This window comes from Sphingomonas sp. Sphisp66, from assembly GCF_047324325.1.
In the GTDB taxonomy this organism is placed as follows: domain Bacteria; phylum Pseudomonadota; class Alphaproteobacteria; order Sphingomonadales; family Sphingomonadaceae; genus Sphingomonas.
The window spans coordinates 3,247,806-3,265,408 of record NZ_CP168508.1 but is presented as its reverse complement, the minus strand read 5'-3'; the positions used below and the strand labels follow the sequence as shown (position 1 = coordinate 3,265,408).

At 67.5% G+C, this 17,603-nt stretch carries 16 protein-coding genes; 4 read left to right on the top strand and 12 right to left on the bottom strand.

All coding sequences use genetic code 11. The features are described from left to right. Positions 1-107 precede the first annotated feature (107 nt). A complete protein-coding gene (locus ACEN8G_RS14850) occupies positions 108-1,739 on the bottom strand; it encodes a Na+/H+ antiporter (RefSeq protein ID WP_413418847.1) in 1,632 nt (543 codons plus the stop codon). Positions 1,740-2,297: 558 nt separating this feature from the next. On the opposite strand from ACEN8G_RS14850, the gene ACEN8G_RS14845 reads away from it, so the two are divergent. From ACEN8G_RS14845 to ACEN8G_RS14830, 4 genes are all read left to right on the top strand, one after another. Beyond that, complete coding sequence (locus tag ACEN8G_RS14845) at positions 2,298-2,714, top strand: response regulator (protein ID WP_413418845.1); 417 nt, start codon at positions 2,298-2,300, stop codon at positions 2,712-2,714. Positions 2,715-2,872: 158 nt separating this feature from the next. Continuing rightward, positions 2,873-4,747, top strand: a complete 1,875-nt coding sequence (locus ACEN8G_RS14840) for a PAS domain S-box protein (RefSeq protein WP_413418843.1) — start codon at positions 2,873-2,875, stop codon at positions 4,745-4,747. Continuing rightward, a complete protein-coding gene (locus ACEN8G_RS14835) occupies positions 4,744-5,391 on the top strand; it encodes a response regulator transcription factor (protein ID WP_413418841.1) in 648 nt (215 codons plus the stop codon). Before ACEN8G_RS14840 ends, ACEN8G_RS14835 begins: the two co-directional genes overlap by 4 nt. A gap of 270 nt (positions 5,392-5,661) precedes the next feature. Beyond that, positions 5,662-6,105 (top strand): hypothetical protein, encoded by a 444-nt coding sequence (locus ACEN8G_RS14830; RefSeq protein ID WP_413415811.1) that lies wholly within the window; start codon positions 5,662-5,664, stop codon positions 6,103-6,105. Positions 6,106-6,121: 16 nt separating this feature from the next. Here the strand turns inward: ACEN8G_RS14830 and ACEN8G_RS14825 are convergent, their stop codons facing one another. The 11 genes from ACEN8G_RS14825 to ACEN8G_RS14775 all read right to left on the bottom strand — a co-directional run bounded on the left by ACEN8G_RS14825 (position 6,122) and on the right by ACEN8G_RS14775 (position 17,469). Further along, the gene (locus ACEN8G_RS14825; RefSeq protein WP_307120005.1) at positions 6,122-7,129 is read right to left on the bottom strand and encodes a hypothetical protein; all 1,008 of its coding nucleotides are present in this window, start codon (positions 7,127-7,129) and stop codon (positions 6,122-6,124) included. Further along, positions 7,126-9,684, bottom strand: a complete 2,559-nt coding sequence (locus ACEN8G_RS14820) for a fimbrial biogenesis outer membrane usher protein (RefSeq protein ID WP_413415812.1) — start codon at positions 9,682-9,684, stop codon at positions 7,126-7,128. The genes ACEN8G_RS14825 and ACEN8G_RS14820 overlap by 4 nt, the downstream gene beginning before the upstream one ends. Further along, the gene (locus ACEN8G_RS14815) at positions 9,659-10,417 is read right to left on the bottom strand and encodes a molecular chaperone (RefSeq protein ID WP_413415813.1); all 759 of its coding nucleotides are present in this window, start codon (positions 10,415-10,417) and stop codon (positions 9,659-9,661) included. The genes ACEN8G_RS14820 and ACEN8G_RS14815 overlap by 26 nt, the downstream gene beginning before the upstream one ends. Positions 10,418-10,448: 31 nt before the next feature. Beyond that, the gene (locus ACEN8G_RS14810) at positions 10,449-11,015 is read right to left on the bottom strand and encodes a hypothetical protein (protein WP_413415814.1); all 567 of its coding nucleotides are present in this window, start codon (positions 11,013-11,015) and stop codon (positions 10,449-10,451) included. Beyond that, positions 11,012-11,596, bottom strand: coding sequence for a hypothetical protein (locus ACEN8G_RS14805; RefSeq protein WP_413415815.1), 585 nt, complete (start codon positions 11,594-11,596; stop codon positions 11,012-11,014). Before ACEN8G_RS14805 ends, ACEN8G_RS14810 begins: the two co-directional genes overlap by 4 nt. A gap of 13 nt (positions 11,597-11,609) precedes the next feature. After that, complete coding sequence (locus ACEN8G_RS14800) at positions 11,610-12,173, bottom strand: hypothetical protein (RefSeq protein WP_413415816.1); 564 nt, start codon at positions 12,171-12,173, stop codon at positions 11,610-11,612. Between the two features lie 40 nt (positions 12,174-12,213). Continuing rightward, on the bottom strand, positions 12,214-12,765 hold the full coding sequence (locus ACEN8G_RS14795) for a hypothetical protein (RefSeq protein ID WP_307120011.1): 552 nt from the start codon (positions 12,763-12,765) through the stop codon (positions 12,214-12,216). A gap of 68 nt (positions 12,766-12,833) precedes the next feature. Further along, positions 12,834-13,394 (bottom strand): hypothetical protein, encoded by a 561-nt coding sequence (locus ACEN8G_RS14790; RefSeq protein WP_307120012.1) that lies wholly within the window; start codon positions 13,392-13,394, stop codon positions 12,834-12,836. A gap of 117 nt (positions 13,395-13,511) precedes the next feature. Then, positions 13,512-14,111: a hypothetical protein gene (locus ACEN8G_RS14785; protein WP_413415817.1), complete on the bottom strand. Its 600-nt coding sequence runs from the start codon at positions 14,109-14,111 to the stop codon at positions 13,512-13,514. 405 nt (positions 14,112-14,516) lie between these two features. Continuing rightward, positions 14,517-16,313 carry an IlvD/Edd family dehydratase gene (locus ACEN8G_RS14780; protein WP_413415818.1) on the bottom strand — a complete coding sequence of 599 codons (1,797 nt, stop codon included), beginning with the start codon at positions 16,311-16,313 and terminating at the stop codon, positions 14,517-14,519. Positions 16,314-16,323: 10 nt separating this feature from the next. After that, positions 16,324-17,469: an aldose epimerase family protein gene (locus ACEN8G_RS14775; protein ID WP_413415819.1), complete on the bottom strand. Its 1,146-nt coding sequence runs from the start codon at positions 17,467-17,469 to the stop codon at positions 16,324-16,326. Positions 17,470-17,603 lie beyond the last annotated feature (134 nt).

Here is a 17,603-nt window from a genome sequence, read left to right as displayed (position 1 = left end):
AATAAAACCATGGTTAACCTTACGCCGAGCCGCGGTCAAAGGGACCGGCTGGCATGTTTTTTGTGCGCCGCGCGGCCGCGCAGTGCGCGATGTTCGCCATCTTTGCTTCAGCCCCGGTGCCGCGTCTCGGCCAGATCGAGCTCGCGGGTCAGCTTGCGTGCCGTTTCGCTGCCCACCGCGCGGTTGCGGGCGAGTTCGAGCAGGCGGGCGCGCTCGGCCTGGATGCCGACCAGTCGCAGCTCGCTGACCAGCCGCTCCTGCGCCCGCGCCTCGCCGCCGCGCCCGTCGCCCAGCCCTTCGATCCGCTCGCGATAGAAGTCCATCACGCGCGTGCCGGCGCCCGCATAGAGATCCGGATCGTCATGTTCCTCGCCCAGCGCGTGCTGGCGCCGCTCGACCGCGCGGATCGCGGCCTCGGCGGTGGCGATCCGCGCGGCGTCCTCCTCGGCCTGGCGCGAAGGCTCGGGCGGCAAGACAAGGCCCTTAAGCAGGATCGGCAGCGCGACGCTGGCGATCACCAGCGACACGATGATCACCCCGGCGGCGAGGAAGATCGCCAGGTCGCGGGCCGGGAAGGGCGATCCGTCGTTGAGCGCCAGCGGCAGGGTCAGCACGCCGGCCAGCGTGATCGCGCCGCGCACGCCCGCGAACGAGGTCGCCGCGACCAGCCGCCAGTTCGGGCTGCGCCGCTCCGCCAGCTCCTCGCGCTTGCGCAGGATGGTGAGCCGCAGCGACGTCCACACCCAGGCGAAGCGCAGTGCCGCGAGCCCGGCGACGATCGCCACGACATAGATGCCGAGCCACCAGGGCGAATGGTGGCCGGTCAGCAGCACGGTCTGCTTCGCACCCGCGACGATGCCGGGCAGCTGCTCGCCGAGCAGCACGAAGATCACGCCATTCAGGGTGAACTGGAGCGTGTCCCAAACCGAGTTGCGCCGCATCCGCGTGACCGCCATCGCTTGGCGCGAGATCTCCGCGAAGGTCATCGTCACGCCCGCGCTCACTGCGGCGAGGATGCCCGAGGCGTGGAGATGCTCGGCAAGCAGATACGAGCCGAACGGGATCAGCAGGCTGACCAAGATCTGCGAGCCGGTGTCCTCGCCCCAGCGCCGCGTGACCCAGGCCTTGGCGCGCGACACCGCCAGCGTGACGAGCACACCGATGACCAGCCCAGCGCCGGCGACCCACGCGAAGGTGAGGGCGGCCTCGCCCGCCGAGAAGCTGCCGGTCAGCGCGGCGGCGACGGCGAAGCGCAGGCAGACCAGGCCCGAGGCGTCGTTGAGCAGCGATTCGCCTTCGAGGATGTGCATCATCCGCTTCGGGATCGGCACGCGCGCGGCGATCGCCGACACCGCGATCGGATCTGTCGGCGAGACGACGGCGGCGAGCGCGAAGGCGACGGCGAGCGGCATTGACGGAATCATCCAGTGGATCAGCAGCCCCATGCCGATCACGGTCAGCAGCACCAGGCCCAGGGCGAGCTCGACCACGGTGGGAAGGTCCTTGAACAGCTCGTCCTTGGGGATGCGCCAGCCGTCGAGGAACAGCAAAGGCGGCAGGAAGAGGAACAGGAACAGCTCGGGATCGAGCACCACCCGGTGCGACGTGGACAGGCCGATCGCTGCGCCGAGCAGGATCTGCACCAGCGGCGTTGGCACCGCGAAGGGGAGCATGCGGGCAAGCGCGCCGCTGACCACTACCGCGAGGAGGAGGAAGAGGATGATCGACAGGGTTTCCAAAGCATAATCCTGGTGAAACGCAGTCAACGCCGCGCCTTGTTGAACGTTCAGGGCATGTTTGCCAGCCGATAGCCGCCCGCGGGGCCGATGACGAGCGACGCGACGCCCCGAGCGCAACCGACCTTTGGTCCGACCAATAAGTAAGACTACGAATCGCCGTCCGCCGGGCATCCGACCTAGGGTGCCAACGCGCCGCGGGCCGCGGCGGGGGGCTGGGAGAAGACGGGCAGGCGCCCGGCCAATCCCGACAGGAACTTCGGTGTGATACTCCGGCGGACGCTGCCCGCCGCTCGATCGTTGGCACCCCCATGACCTCGCAAGGGCCTGACCTTCGCCGGGGTGGGCGGGATGCGCCTCCGGGCCGGGGCCACGCCGCTGCAGGAGATTGCTTCGGTGCCCGATCGCCCGCTCGACTGCATGACCATGGGACAGATTGGAATGGTCTTGGGTCTGTTCGGCCACCCTCGAAGACTGATATGGTCGCGCCGCGCTGCAATCGACGGGACCGCCAGACCGCACGGCCCCGCCAGCGTCAAACCTGCAGAGAGGGTGTAGGGCGTGCTACTGTCGCGGAAGGAAAATCTGCCCCTTCTCCTCATCGAGGACAACGCTGCCGTACGCCGGGGATTGCAGCTGCTGCTGCAAGGCAAGGGCTATCAGGTCCATTCCTTTGCCAATGCCGTGACAGCGCTGGCAGATCCCGCCTCGGTGGAGACGGCGCATGTCGTGGTCGAGTATTCGATGCCGGATTGCGACGGGATCGCGGCGCTGCAGACGCTGCGCGCACGGGGCTGGCAAGGTATCGCCATCCTGATCACTGCATTCTTCTCGGAAGCCCTGCAGGCCGAGGCGATCCTGGCAGGTTTCGCGGCAGTGCTGCCCAAGCCGTTCCGAGACGACTCGCTGCTGGAAGTGCTTGCCAAGGCAGTGCCGATCGAGGTCGAGTCGCAGGTACAAGTCGCGGAAACTTCCTAGATCAGTCTCATTTCTGCACCGCGACGGCCCGATTTTTCCGTTTCCACGATGTTTCTGCACCATTTCCGATGAATTTCTTCCATGCTATCGTCCTTCTACCTGAGCGATGAGACAGGTGCGCTATCACGCGCATCACCATCGTCCGGGGGGAGATTGCGGTGGCCGATGCCCCTGGTTCATCGGCGCGCGACCTGGTTGCCGCCTGCGGGGTGGTGGTTGGCTCGGTCGCTGTCGCCACGTTGCTGCGCTGGGCGCTCGCGCCCTGGCTGGGCGACTATGGACATTTCCTGCTCTACGCAGCGGCAGTGTTCGCCACCGGCCTGTTCGCCGGTGCCGGTCCTGCGCTTGCCGCCGCGCTCGCCTCGGTCCTGGCGGTTACCCTGGCGGGTTGGGCGAGCGGCCAGATGGCGCTCGTCGAACGCATCGTCTTCTTGCTGGCCTCCTCGGTCATCATCATCGTTGTGTCCTACATCATCCGCCTGCAGTGGCGGCTGCGCACCACCGAGCAGGTCGCGGAACGCGGCGCGAGCCGGGCGGACGATCTCGCCGAGACGCTCAACCTGCTGATCGACGGCGCCGAGGGCTGCGCCATCTACATGCTCGATCCCCAGGGCCACGTGACGATCTGGAACAAGGCGGCCGAGCGGATCCAGGGCTGGAGCGAGCGCGAGGTGGTGGGGCAGCATTGCTCGATCTTCTATCCGGATGTCGCGGTTGAGGTCGAAAAGCCGCAGCATGATCTCGACAAGGCGCGTGCCGAGGGCGGGCTGGAGGAAGAGGACTGGTGCGTCCGCAAGAACGGCTCCGAGTTCCTCGCCCATATCATGCTGACGCCGCTCTATGACGAGCGGGGCGCGCTCCGCGGCTTCGCCAAGGTGATCCGCGACGTGACCGAGCAGCGCGCGGCGGAGCGGCACCTCCAGGCCAGCGCCTCGCAGTTCCGCTCGATCCTGGCGGCGGTGCCCGACGCGATGGTGGTGATCAACGAGGCGGGCAAGATCCTCTCGTTCAGCGCCGCGGCGGAGAAGATGTTCGGCATGCGCGAGGCGGATGTCGTCGGCGCGAACGTCAGCTGCCTGATGCCGTCCCCGGACCGGGAGCGGCATGACGACTATATCCGCCGCTATCTGACGACGGGCGAGGCGCGGATGATCGGGGTCGGCGGCATCGTGCTGGGCCGGCGCCATGACGGAACGACCTTCCCGATGGACCTGTCGGTTGGCGAGGCGGTGGCCGAGGGCGGGCGCGTCTTCATCGGCTTCATCCGCGATCTCACCGAGAAGGTGGCGGACGAGGAGCGGATCGAGACGCTCCGGTCCGAGCTCATCCATGCCTCGCGGGTGAGCGCGATGGGCACGATGGCATCGACGCTCGCGCATGAGCTCAACCAGCCGATCACCGCAGTGGTCACCTTCGTGCGCGGCGCCCGCAACCTGCTGCGGGAGGAGGATCCCGACAATCGCGACATGATCGAGGAGGGGCTCGACGAGGCATTCGAGGAGGCGCTGCGTGCCGGCAGCATCGTCCGTCGGCTGCGCGAATTCGTGGCGCGCGGCGAAGTCGAGAAGACGATCGAGTCGCTGGCCACCCTGGTCGAGGACGCATCCGAGCTGGCCCTGATCGGCGCACGGGAAAAGGGCGTGGAAGCAAGCTTCAGGCTGGATCCCGGCGCCGACAGCGTGCTGGTCGATCGGATCCAGATCCAGCAGGTGCTGATCAACCTGATGCGCAACGCGATCGAGGCGATGGCCGGCTGGCCGCGCCGCTCGCTCACCGTTTCCACCGTGCCCGACGAGCCCGGGTTCGTCCGCGTGATCGTCGCCGACACCGGCCCCGGCGTGCAGCCGGAGATCGCCGAGAACCTGTTCCGCGCCTTCCACAGCACCAAGCTGACCGGAATGGGGCTGGGGCTCTCGATCTGCCGGACGATCGTCGAGGCCAATGGCGGCCGCATCTGGATGGAGCCCGCCCTGGATGGCGGTGCCCGCTTCATATTCACCCTGGTTCGTGCTGACACGGAGGCCCTGGAATGAATGACAAACCGTTGGTCCACGTCATCGACGACGAGGAGAGCGTGCGCCGTGGCGCGAAATTCTTCCTGACCACCACGGGCTATGCCGTGCGCACCTGGTCGTCGGGCATCGCGTTCCTGAAGGAGGTCCGCCACGCCGAGCCGGGCTGCGTGCTGCTCGACATCCGCATGCCCGAGATGGACGGGCTGGAGGTGCAGCAGCGGCTCAACGCCCGCGGCGTGACGATGCCGGTGATCGTGCTGACCGGCCATGGCGACGTGTCGGTGGCGGTGAAGGCGATGAAGGCGGGGGCGGTCGATTTCCTCGAGAAGCCCTTCGACACCGACGCGCTGCAGGATGCGATCGACCGCGCCTTCGCGAGGGTCGCTGCCGGCAAGGAATACAGCGCGCGCGTCGCCGAGGCAGGGGTGGTGCTCGGCGTCCTGAGCTGCCGCGAGCGCGAGGTGCTCGAGGGCCTGGCGCGGGGGCTGCCCAACAAGACGATCGCCTTCGACCTGGGCATCAGCTCGCGCACCGTCGAGGTGCACCGCGCCAACATCATGGCCAAGCTCCACGCCCGCAGCCTGTCCGATGCGTTGCGGATCGCCTTTGCGGCGGGGATGGGGCAGGGGCGCGCGTCGTTTTCCGCATCGCCGGGGCAGTAGGTTCCGCGTCTATCCTCCCCCGCCAGGGGGAGGTGGCGCGCAGCCCGACGGAGGGGGAGGTAAGCGAGCCGATAGTTGACCGCTTACCTCCCCTCCACCGCCTTCGGCGGTCCCCCGCCCCCGGGGGGGGGAGGATAAAGGGCTCTCAGGCCCCGCAAACTGCAGAACCCGCTCTCGCGAATCCAATGCGTCAGGTTACGGATGGCGGGTTTAACCCGTCGTCAACTGCCTTTGAGGGAAAAGGAACCGTTCTGGCGGGAGTTCCTTATCATGCAGTACAACAACAGCGTTTCTTCCTTCGTGCGCCGCGCCGGCGCGGTCGCCGCTTTCGGTGCGATGCTCGCAGTGGCGCCGACGGCCTTCGCCGACACCACGCAGGACGGCTATCGCCTGACGGTTTCGGGTTATGTCCCCGTGGTTTGCCGTGCGAACCTCGACACCATGGTCGCGCCGTCGGGCGGCAACCAGGTCGATCTCGGCACGCTTCACGAGTTCTGCAACAGCGCGAACGGCTACAAGGTCACGGTCGATCACTCGCCCGAGCTGGCCGGCGCGACTCTGATGATCGACGGCAATGCCGTGCGCCTTTCGGATGCCGGCTCGACCGTGATTTCGGGTGCTTCGCAGCCGGGTATCGCGGCGCACAAGGTGTCGCTGGTCACCGAGAACGGCCAGGCCAACGGCACCCTGTCGATCCGCGTAATCGCGCTCTGATCCGGCTCTAGCTGGATCAGGAGCAGATCGTCCCCGGCGTACCCGCGGCCAGCGGGGAGATGGTGACGGTCAAGATGTCCTGGTAAACGGAGGCCGGCGTTCGCGTCTGGCCTCCTTCCAGCAACCGCACTTCCAGGGGCAGCAATATGCCCTGGTTCGGCGGCGACCCGGCCAGGCCGGCACGCGTGCAGGTCTTGGTTATCGGCGTCGTGTTCGTCGGGTTGCGCGTCTGCGCGACAAAGGTCGCCGAATAGCCGAGCGATTGGGTCGGGTTCGTCGGATTGCCGCCGGAGAAGGTCATCCGGTAGTTGTTCTGCGACGTCATCTGGATCGAATAGGGGCCCGAGCTCGCGACGCGCACGAAGCCGGTGCGGATGATCGGCGTGGTCGTCACGTCGGTATCGGTCTTGTCGCCCACTTCCCCGAAATCGAGGGCGGGCCCGGCATAGCTGGCCTGCAGCGCGCTCAGCACATTGACGTTGATGTGGATCGCGCTGACCAGCTTGGTCGGCGTGACGACATCGGCCATGCCGCCCGTGCCGTTGCAGACATAGAGGATGTCGAAATCGATCGGCAGCCCGGCCGACAGGTCGACATTGGCCGGCACGGTCACGACCAGGTTGAACGGCGTCGACTGGTCCGGCTGCGAGGCACCACCGAAATTATAGTTGATCTCGCCCGCCGACTGCGAGTTGATCGTCGGGTGGCCCATGGTGTTGCCCTCTGTGTAGAGGATGCTCGTGCCGTTGTAGAGGATCTGGTAGTTGGGCGTGCCCACCGGCTTGATCAGCACGAAATTGACCGTCTGGGTCTTCGCCGCGCCGGTGCCGAAGCGCGTCAGGATCAGCGGAATGGTCACCTGGGTCAGCCCGCTTGGCGAGAAGGGGTCATAGGTGATCGTCGGCGAGGCCAGCGCCTGGCCGGATACGCCGCACGTCCCCTTTCCCTGTGCCCAGGCTGGCGCGGCTTCGGCGACGCAGAGGACGCCGCAGACAGCTGCGATCAGCTTTAGCTTCTTGCTCATTGCTTGGTCCCGTCCTTCGCTGCAGGCGTGAGCTCGCCAAGGCGCACGACGCCTTCGGCACTCTCCGCGATATCAATGACGTAGCTGCTCTTCTCGGTGTCGAGCATGTCGATCCGCCAGCGCCCGGCAGCCAGGCCGGTGGCGGCGAAGCGGCCCTCGCGGTTGGTGAACACCACCACGGGTTCACGCTCCGGATGGGCCAGCTCGGTCGCCTTGCCGGTGACCAGCGAGACCGGATCGCCGTTGCGATCGGTCATCCGGCCCATCGCGGTCAGGTTGTAGCCCGAGCCGACCTCGAGCCGGTATCCGCTGCGATAGGGCGGGAAGAGGCGATAGGCGCCCTGGCCCAGGTCATAGCCCGACGGCGCGTTGGGCGAGTCGATCTTGACCGTGCGCTCGGCATAGGAGCTGAGGCTCGGCTGCAGGGCGGTGCCCAGCGCGCCGGTCGAGGCGACATAGCCGAACTCGGTCGGGTCGACGCGGATATTGGCGCCCTTCAGGCTGTCATGGCCCTTCACCACGGCGAAGCTGTCATAGATCGGCCGGCCGATCGTCAGCGCGCCATCGGCCAGGGCGATCGCAGTGCCGAAGCGGAACGAGGTGCGCTGCCCGGTGGAGCGGCCGAAATCGTTATCGAAGGTGCCGAAATGGCTGAAGCCCAGGTCGGCGCGGTTGCTGACGTAATTGCCGGCGGCGCTGATGCCCGCGCCGTTGCGGTCACGCTCGATGTCGGCGGCGAGGTTGTAGGAGCCGACGCCCTGGCCGTGCATCATGTTGTACGACAGGCGCGCCCGCTCGGTCCGCGTGTCGTAATCGGCGCGCAGGTTCGAATAGCGGCCGAGGCGCAGGGTCAGGCTGAGCAGCCCGCCGAGGCCCTTGCGGACATTGTCGCGCTCGTAGCGCAGGTCGCCGGTCACGGTCAGGCGGTCGTTGATCCGCCAGCCCATGGTGGCGCGCGCGGTATAGAGGTCGCGCTGGCTGTCGCGGCCGCGCGAATAGCGCCCGTCGATGCCGCCATAGATATAGTCGGTGAAGGTGTGCGAATAGCCGCCGCCGGCTTCCCAGGCGAAGGGGTTGCGGGGGAGCACCGTGCCGATCGGACCGAAATTCCGGCTGCGGCTCTCGAAGAACAGCGTGATCGAGTCCGAGCGGCCGTTGGGGCGCTGGATCAGCCGCTGGAAGGTGGCCAGCGCTGCGCGTCCCGCACCGATACCGTCGATCTGGGAGAGCGAGAAGCTGCCGGAGAAGGTGCCGAGCTTGGTGCCCCACACCGCTTCCACGCCGCCCATCACCACCCGGCTGTCGGCCTGGATATTGGCGCCCAGGGTGAGCGCGTCGCTCATGCCGTGGCGGAAGAAGGCGGAGGCCGCGGGCTTGCTGGTGTAGTTGGGGCCATAGGCCTGGAGCGGCGCCATCACGCCGGCATAGAGGCCGAACTCGCTCAGCCCCGACGCCAGCTGCGACTGGTCGAGGAAGACGTTGAAGCGCAGGACCTCGCTGCGGCCGGTATCGTCGAGGATGTTCAGGCGGATGTCGTTCGCGCCCTGGGTGAAGGGGAAGTCGCGCAGGTTGTAGGTGCCCGGCGCCAGCTGGAGCCGGCGCACCAGCTCGCCATTGACGTACACCTCGACCGTGGACGAGCGGGTGAGCTGGAAGCTGCGGTCGCCGCGCGGCCGCACGATCTCCTGCGGCTGCAGCACGCTGTAGGAGCGGAACACCGACAGGCCGGCGATGTCGGGCACCGACTGGAAGCCGCGCGTCACCGGCTGGAGGTCGCCCAGCGTCCAGCGGACCAGCCGCTTGGGATCGTCATAGACCAGGCGCGAGCCGAGCCGCTGGAAATCGGTGCCGTTGCTGCCGGGCTGCCAAATCGCCTGGCTCTCGATCACCGCGCCCAGCGCACGGGCCGCGCCGTCGAGGAACAGCACCGGCGACTGGACGCCCTTGTCCGGCCCGCTCCACAGATAATCGACATTGCCGCGGACGTTGAGATAGGCGCTGAATTCGGCCGGTTTCACATAGGTGCCGACCCGGTCGCGCTCGAGCGGGCTGACCAGCACCGTGCGGCTCGCGCGGCGCTCGCTGGCGATGTCGAGCGCGATCGCCAGCTGCTGCGGATCGTAGCGGAGCTGGATTCCCGAGTCCCGGAACGCCTCCGGCCCGATCGCCGTCTTGCCCGCGAAGCTCGCCTGCAGGTTCCGCAGCACCTCGGGATCGAGCACGTTGGAGAGCAGGTCGATCAGCCGGCGCGACGAGAACTCGATCGAGTCGTCGGGCTGAATGGTGATGACGACATCGCCGAGATAGACCGGACCGTCCTTGGCCGCGACGGTCAGCGTCACTGGCTTGCCGGTCGGGTTGATCCGGGCCTGGGGCTCGCTGCCGCTGGAGGCGGGCTTCGGCAGCACGATGTGCCGTTCCTGCTCCTGCGTGGTCTGCTTGTCCTCGTCGGCGGCGCGGGCGGCGGGCGACAGGGCCAGGGGTGCGCAGCCCGCCAGGAGGGCGAGTGCCGCGCAGCGCAGGGAGCGCTTAGCCTTCGGGTGTGAATTGGGCATCGATCGTGCCTTCACTGGTGGGGAGCTGGACGGGGATGAGCAGCCGACGGGTTTGCCCCGCACCGACCAGGCCGAAGCCTACGGTTTGCTGGATTTCCGGCCCGGCGAGCGTGCGGCGGAAGACTTCCTTGCCGCTGCGGTCGCGCTCGACGATCCGCAGTCGGCCCTTGGAGAGATAGCCGTGCGCCGGGCTGTCGTTGCTCAGCGTGATCGCCGCCACCGGCTGGCCCTTCTCGTCGCGCGCGACCTCGCTCTGCGTGATCTTGAGCTGCGCCTTGGCGCCCGCCGGCTTCACGCTCACCAGCACCTGGAAATTGTACAGGATCTGGATGGCGGACTGGCCCTGGGGCAGCTGCACCGGCAGCTGGGCGACGGTGACGTAATAATGCTTGCTGCGCGCTAGGGCAGGATCGCCGATATATTGCACGCGGAAGGACTGGGTCTGGCCCGGCTGGATGATCGCCTGGGGCGGGAAGATCAGCAGGTCGCCCGTGTCCTTGCCGGTGCCGTGCAGCCCGGCCTGATCGAAGGTCAGTTCCTCGACGCGCAGCTCGACGGGAAGCGGCTGGGTGAAGGTGTTCTCCACCGTGATCGTCTGGCTCATCCCGCTGCCGGTGGTGGACAGGTCGATCACCACCGGCTGCACGGTCTCCGCCTTCACCAGTGGACTGCTCGCGAGCATTGCGGCGGCGAGCACCGTGCCGAGAGCGAGACCATGGATCCACTTCTTCATCTGGGTTTCTCCTGGGAACGGTAACGGAGCCTCAGTCGGCCACCTGGACCTCGAGGACGATCTCGTCGGTGTAGTTGCCGGCCACGAGCGGAGCCCCGCCGCTGGCCAGGGTGAAGAGCACGGCGAGCTCGCCCGAGCGGGGGCCGCTCGCGTCGATCACGATCGGCGTGCCGTCATCGGTGTTGCGATCGGTCTGGTCGGCACCCCAGCGGATGCCGAGCCGATAGGGCAGCAGCTGGCGGAAGGGCGCGACACTGGCCACGGCGGCCCCTTCGCGACGCAGCCCGCCATTGCCGCTGCGCAGGATGATTCGGTGCGGCGCGTTGCAGATGACCGGCAGGGCGACCTGGATCGCGGCCGCCAGCGGCGTCGCGTCGTTCAGGCTGGCGAGCTGGTCGATCCGGATGCGCCCGGTGCCGGACGATACGGGATCGAAGCTGGCATTGGTGCCGCCGGTGCCGGCGGGCGGCTTCATCAGGCAGGCGGCCGGCGCCTCGCCGATGAGGTCGAGATGCGCGGTGACCGGCTGGGGCTGGCTCTGGGCCAGGGCAGTCGCCGGAAACAGTACCAGCGCTGCTGGGAGCAGGGTCCTGATCATTGCTGCGGCTCCAGGGTTATGCGCAGCGTGTCGCCATAGGTGCCGGCGACGAGCGGCGCGTTTGCGCGGTGGTTGGTGGCGCCGGCATCGATCTCCAGGCGGAGCTGCAGCGTGCCGGTCGCGGTATCGCTGACGAACAGCGTGCTCTCGGACATCCGGCGCAGCCGGGCATCGGCGAACAGCGCCAGCGTCTGCGAGGCCCAGAGCAGCGTGGCGCGATAGGGCACCGCGTCGCCGAACCCGTCGGGTGCGCCGCCGCTGCGTTCGCCCGTGCGCCACAGCCCGTTGTTCTGGCTCTCCACCCGCAGCAGGTGCGGGAAGGCACAGACCGCGTCGAAGCTGATCTCCGTCGAAGCCGGCCGGGTCGACAGCGTGGTGCTGTCGACCAGCTGGTCGATCGGCAGGCTGTTGCCGTTGATGCCGCGGAAATTGGCCTGGGCGCCGCCCAGCCGCGGCGCGCCGAGCGTGCAGGTGCCGGGCACCTGGCCGGTGACGTCGAACGGCCGGACCTCGCTGGCCGTCTGCGCGACCGCAGGGAGCGGGAGCAGGACCGCGATCGCGAACAAGGGGAGACGGCGCATGTGGTGCACTCCCTCAATCGGCCACCGACAGCGTCACCGTGACCGCGCCGCGATAAAGCGGGTCGGAGACGAGCCGCAGCCCGGTGCCTCCGCCGGTCAGGAAGTTGTCGAGCGTGATGGTGATGTCGCTCTGGAACGCGGTGTCGCGGTTCTGCGAGGCGGCTGGATTGGTGGCGGCGCCCGTGGTGAAGACCGCGGATGTCGGGCTCCAGCCGCTGGCGGTGGCGCGATAGTTCACCGTCCGCGAGAAGCCGGCGGGCGGCGTGCCCGTGGCGTTCTGCGTCAGCAGCGGCGTTGCATCTACCGAGATCACGCTGCGGCTGCTGCAAAAGGCGCCGGTCAGCGTCCGGGTCGGTGCGGGCAGGTCGGTGCGCAGCAGGCCCGTCGTGGTGTCGATGAGCACGCCGAGATCGATGTTGCTACCGCCCGTCAGCGTTCCGCCGAAGCAGAGCGATGGCACCGTGCCGGTCACGGTCACCGTTCCGGTGGACGTGGTGCCGGTGGTCTGGGCAATTGCCGGCGCGCAGGTGACCAGCGAGGCGGTCAGGGCAGCGCGGAAGATCATATGCTTGTTCATGCTTGCCTCCCAAGGCGGTCTGGTGCGGTGCCCGGCGGGATCAGTCTCCGCCGCCACTGAAGTTGGGCGTGAGGGTCACGATGACCTGGCCGCCATAGTTGCCGGCGACGAGCAGGCCGCTCCCCGGCGTCGAGGACTGGGACAGCGTCACCCGGATGTTGCCCGAGAAGAGGCCGACATTGACGGCGCTGCCCGCACCCGGGCTCGCGGCCAGCGAGCTGTCGTTCGCGGACGTGCTGTTGGCGGCGGCGGTGGCGAGATAATCGACCCGCGTGTCGAAGCCGGAGATCGCCGGGCCGCCATAATCGAGGTTGAGCAGCGGCTGCGCCTCGACGGTCATCGTCGCGGCGGTGCCGTTGCACCAGCCGACCAGGTCGCGGAACTGGTTGTCGACACGGGTCGTGTCGAGCTTGCCGGCCGCGGCGCCGGTGCCGCTCTGCGAGATTTCCCCGAGCGCGATGACCGCGGAGGGGACGGTGAAGAGGCAGCGATCGGCGACGGATCCGTTCACGTTCACCGTGCCGCTCGACTGTGCCATTACCGGGGTCGCGACCAGCGCGGCCGGAACGGCGAGCAGGAAAGAGATGCGCATAGTCGTTCTCCCAGAGGAAATGTCTGGACGAGGGAGGAGAGGGGGCGGCCTCCCTCGCCCAGCACGGGTCAGGCGGAGGGGCTCACGGTGAGCGCAATGACGCCTGAGTAATTGCCGGCTTCCAGCATGTCGGTGGCGTTGGTGGTATTGCCGTTGGAAACCGTGACGGTGATGTTGCTCGCGGTATTCGCCAGGTGATCGCCGACCAGCGCGGTGGTCGCGCCGACGACGTTCGACGTGTCGATCGCCGAGGTGGTGCCGCCACCTGCCTTCGAAGCGGCCATCGTCGCGGTATAGTGCACGGTGTTGGTGTAGCCCGCCGTCGGGGAGACGATCGCGGAGTTGACCAGCGCCGATGCATCGACCGAGATCTGCGGATTGGCGCTCGTGCAGGTGACGGTGAACGAACGGCTCAGGCCGCCGACATTGCCCGAGAAGGTCGGGTTGACCTTGCCGTCGGCGACGGCGAGCTCGCCCAGGTTGATGCTGCCGTTCAGGCCGCCCGCCGAGGTGCACTTGGCGGCGACCGTGCCGGTCACCGTGACATTGCCCGACACGCTCTGCGCGGCTGCCGGGACCGCCGCGAACGCCGAACCGGCGAGAAGGGCGGTGAACAGTAGCTTCTTCATGTTGCTCTCCTTTGAAGTCGGACAGACGAGGCCGGGGCTGGCGCGACTGTCATTTTCACTTGCTTAGAAGCCCGGGGTATCTGGCGCCGGCCGCCGGGCCGAACCGGCAGGTCGCCGTCAGGGCGATGCGCTCAGCGTCACCGTCAGGACGTCGGAATAGGTACCGTTCACCAGCGCCAGGGCGCCGGCATAAGGGGGGGCGGCGACGCGCAGGTAGGAGCCCGCCTGCATCGTCGAGGGGGCCGGGAGGCGAAGTCCCTGCGAGGTGTTCGCCGGGCCGCGGAAGCTGCAGCTTGACCCGGTCGGCAGCGTCGATGCGGGGCAGGTGGCGTCCGCCGTCGTGCCGCCGCCGGTGCCGACCAAGTGCAGGCTCACATTATAGGGTGCGAGGACCGTGTATCCGGTCGGGGCGGTTCCCGTGGTCAGGAGTCCGCCATTCTGCGACACCACTGCGACACGCGAGGGGCCGGTGCAGTCGAGCACGAACGAGAAGTCGTGCGCCAGGCCGTTCACGTCGAAATCATTCTGGTTGAAGGAGCCGTTCGGGGCGCTAGCGAAGCCGCATCGGCCGCCGACCGAGGCCGTAACCGGGATCGACAGGACGATCTGATTGGGCGTGCGGCCCGAGTCAGGCGAATAAGCGGTGGTCTGGGCCGAGGCGGCGTTGATCCACGCCGTCGTGCATACCGCGATTGCCAGATGCGTACGTGTGCGCATGTCCTCACCCTTCTGGTACGCGAGGCCATCGGCACCGCGTCTGACAGAAGGAATGGTGAACAAACTGTTAGGTGGAACCTGTGGTTGTTCCCATGTCGGTAATTGCGTAGTGCGCGACTAATACACCGGGATAATATCTTGAGATTGCTGGATTTAAGGTCGAGCCCGGAATCCCGGGGAGAACCGCGTCCCGAATCGGTGCAAACCTGAAACTCAAATTCCGCCGAAATGGTGCAGTGCTGTTCGGGCCTGTTTTGCGGCCTTGCTACGAAAGGATGCGTGATTCCGCGCCCGGTTAACCAATTCGCACAGTAAACTCGGCGTGACCGTGGCGGATTTTGCCCTGGTCACGCCGGTTTTCGAGTCGCCAGCCGTCCCGAGTCGCGGGGCGAACTGGCTGATGACTCAGTGATTGTCGCGGGGCAGACCCCGGGTCTGGGCGATCTTCTGGTATTTCTCCGATCCTTCGAGGATCGCGCCCGTCTCCATCTGGCCGACGATGCCGCGCTGGATCTCCTGCCAGGGCGTCTGCGAGGCCGGGTAGGGGAAGCCCCCTGCCGCGGCGAGCGCGCTGCGGCGCTCGGCCAGTTCCTCGTCCGGGATCAGCACATCGGCGGTGCCCTTGCGCAGGTCGATCCGCACGCGGTCGCCGGTGCGAATCAGCGCGAGTCCGCCCATTGCCGCGGCCTCGGGGCTGGCATTGAGGATCGAGGGGCTGCCCGACGTGCCCGACTGGCGGCCGTCGCCGATGCAGGGCAGGGCGTGGACACCCTCGCGGATCAGATAGGCGGGCGGGCGCATATTCACCACTTCGGCCGCGCCCGGATAGCCGATCGGCCCGGCGCCGCGCATGAACAGCAATGTCTCCGGCGTGATGCCGAGCGCGGGATCGTCGATCCGGTGGTGATAGTCCTCCGGCCCGTCGAACACCACGGCGGGGCCTTCAAAGGCCTCCGGGTCCTCGGGATTGGAGAGGTAGCGCGCGCGGAACGCCGCATCGATCACGCTGGTCTTCATGATCGCCGAGTCGAACAGATTGCCGCGCAGCACGATGAAGCCGGCCTCTTCCTTGAGCGGTGCCTCGAACGGGCGGATCACCTTCTCGTCCTCGATCGTCGCATCGCGGCAATTGTCGCCGATCGACTTGCCGTTGGCGGTGACCGCGCCCTCGTGGATCAGCCCCTGGCGCATCAGCTGCGCGACCACCGCCGGCACGCCGCCGGCGCGGTAATAATCCTCGCCCAGATACTCGCCCGCCGGCTGGAGATTGACCAGCAGCGGTACGTGATGGCCCTTTTCCTGCCAGGTATCGAGCGGCAGCTCGACACCGATATGGCGGGCGATCGCGTTGATGTGGATCGGCGCGTTGGTCGAACCGCCGATCGCCGAATTGACCACGATCGCGTTCTCGAACGCCTCGCGCGTCAGGATGTCCGAGGGCTTGAGGTCCTCGGCGACCATCTCGACGATGCGCTTGCCGCTCTCGTACGCGACTTCCTGGCGGTCGCGGTAGGGCGCCGGGATCGCCGCCGAGCCGGGGAGCGACATGCCCAGCGCCTCGGTCAGCGAGTTCATCGTCGTCGCGGTGCCCATCGTGTTGCAATAGCCGGTCGAGGGCGCCGAGCTGGCGACGAGGCGGATGAACTCCTTCGCCTCGATCTCGCCCGCCGCGAGCATCTCGCGTGCCTTCCACACGATCGTGCCCGAGCCGGTCCGCTCGCCCTTGTGCCAGCCGTTGAGCATCGGGCCGACCGACAAGGCGATCGCCGGGATGTTCACCGTCGCCGCCGCCATCAGGCAGGCCGGGGTGGTCTTGTCGCAGCCCACGGTCAGCACCACGCCGTCCAGGGGGTAACCGTAGAGCAGCTCGACCAGCCCGAGATAGGCGAGGTTGCGGTCGAGTCCCGCGGTCGGCCGCTTGCCGGTCTCCTGGATCGGGTGGACCGGGAATTCGAGCGCGATGCCGCCCATCTCGCGAATGCCCTCGCGCACCCGCTCCGCCAGCACCAGGTGATGGCGGTTGCAGGGGCTCAGGTCGCTGCCGGTCTGGGCGATGCCGATGATCGGCTTGCCCGACTGGAGCTCCTCCAGGCTCAGCCCGAAGTTGAGGTAGCGCTCCAGATAGAGCGCGGTCATGTCGATATTGTCGGGATTGTCGAACCAGGCGCGCGAACGCAGCTTGGGCTGGGTGTCAGAGGTCATGCCAATTCCGTTACTGGGTTACCGAGAGGCGGTAGACCATGACGTGCCGATAGGGCTTGCCGGGGTCGACGCGCGCGGAGACGAAGCCCGGCTGGTTGGGGGCGTCGGGGAACTTCTGGGGCTCGAGCGCGATGCCGTCGCCCTGGCGATAGAGATGGCCCGACTTGCCGTAGAAGGTGCCGTCGAGGAAATTGCCGGTGTAGAACTGCACGCCCGGCTCGGTGCTGAGCACTTCGAGCACGCGGCCGGAGGCCGGATCCTCGAGCCGCGCGGCCAGTTCGGGCTTCGCCGTCACGCCCTTGTCGAGCGCGAAATTATGGTCGTAGCCCAGGCCGAAGCGGATCTGCTCGTCGCGGCCGTCGCGCAGGTCCTGGCCGATCAGCCGGGCCTTGCGGAAGTCGAACACCGTGCCCTCGACGGCACGCAGCTCGCCGGTGGGGATCAGCTTCGAGTCGACCGGGGTATAGGCCCTGGCCGGGATCGTCAGCAGGTGCCCCATCGCGCCGCTCGGCGAGCCTTCGCCGGCCAGGTCGAAGATCGCATGGTTGGTCATGTTGACCACCGTCGGCTTGTCGGTCGCCGCGTCATAGCTGATCGTCAGCGCGCCGCTCTCGTCGAGGGCATAGGTGACCTTCACCTCGAGCTTGCCCGGATAGCCCGAATCGCCGTCCGGGCTGGTCAGCGCGAACACCACGCTGGCGCTCGGTCCGCTGTTCACCGAGACGATCCGCCAGACCTGCTTGTCGAAGCCCTTGCCGCCGCCGTGCAGCGAGTTGGTCTTGTCGTTGAGCGGCAGCTGGTAGCTCTTGCCGTCGAGCGAGAACTTGCCGCCGGCGATGCGGTTGGCATAGCGGCCCACGGTCACGCCGAAATAGTTCGGGCGGCTCTCATAGGCTTCGGCATCGTCATAGCCGAGCACGACATCGGCGATCTTGCCCGCCTTGTCCGGTCCCTTGAACGACTGGAGCGTCGCGCCATAGCTGAGGATCCGCGCCGACACGCCGTGCGCGTTGGAGAGGGTCACCGCCTCCACCACCGTGCCGTCCTTGAGCTTGCCGGCATTCTCGCGCCTGGCGTCCGCCGCCTGCGCGGCCCCCGCCCATGCCAGCACCGCCAGGGCCGTCGTTGCCAGTGCTGCCTTGCCAAAGCGACGCATAGTCTCTCCTAATGGTCCGAATGCGCGCCCGTTGACGCGCGCCACGGCTCTTTATAGTCTGACAAAAAATAGAAGCGCAAGCTGGCTCGAAGTCGCATATGCGAACGCTCGACCAGCCGGTCCCACACAGGAGA

Bases quoted from the DNA above. Each gene is read 5' to 3' on its own strand.
- ACEN8G_RS14835 (WP_413418841.1), top strand. From the start codon at position 4,744: ATGAATGACAAACCGTTGGTCCACGTCATCGACGACGAGGAGAGCGTG.
- ACEN8G_RS14830 (WP_413415811.1), top strand. From the start codon at position 5,662: ATGCAGTACAACAACAGCGTTTCTTCCTTCGTGCGCCGCGCCGGCGCG.
- ACEN8G_RS14825 (WP_307120005.1), bottom strand. From the start codon at position 7,129: ATGAGCAAGAAGCTAAAGCTGATCGCAGCTGTCTGCGGCGTCCTCTGC.
- ACEN8G_RS14820 (WP_413415812.1), bottom strand. From the start codon at position 9,684: ATGCCCAATTCACACCCGAAGGCTAAGCGCTCCCTGCGCTGCGCGGCA.
- ACEN8G_RS14815 (WP_413415813.1), bottom strand. From the start codon at position 10,417: ATGAAGAAGTGGATCCATGGTCTCGCTCTCGGCACGGTGCTCGCCGCC.
- ACEN8G_RS14810 (WP_413415814.1), bottom strand. From the start codon at position 11,015: ATGATCAGGACCCTGCTCCCAGCAGCGCTGGTACTGTTTCCGGCGACT.
- ACEN8G_RS14805 (WP_413415815.1), bottom strand. From the start codon at position 11,596: ATGCGCCGTCTCCCCTTGTTCGCGATCGCGGTCCTGCTCCCGCTCCCT.
- ACEN8G_RS14800 (WP_413415816.1), bottom strand. From the start codon at position 12,173: ATGAACAAGCATATGATCTTCCGCGCTGCCCTGACCGCCTCGCTGGTC.
- ACEN8G_RS14795 (WP_307120011.1), bottom strand. From the start codon at position 12,765: ATGCGCATCTCTTTCCTGCTCGCCGTTCCGGCCGCGCTGGTCGCGACC.
- ACEN8G_RS14790 (WP_307120012.1), bottom strand. From the start codon at position 13,394: ATGAAGAAGCTACTGTTCACCGCCCTTCTCGCCGGTTCGGCGTTCGCG.
- ACEN8G_RS14785 (WP_413415817.1), bottom strand. From the start codon at position 14,111: ATGCGCACACGTACGCATCTGGCAATCGCGGTATGCACGACGGCGTGG.
- ACEN8G_RS14780 (WP_413415818.1), bottom strand. From the start codon at position 16,313: ATGACCTCTGACACCCAGCCCAAGCTGCGTTCGCGCGCCTGGTTCGAC.
- ACEN8G_RS14775 (WP_413415819.1), bottom strand. From the start codon at position 17,469: ATGCGTCGCTTTGGCAAGGCAGCACTGGCAACGACGGCCCTGGCGGTG.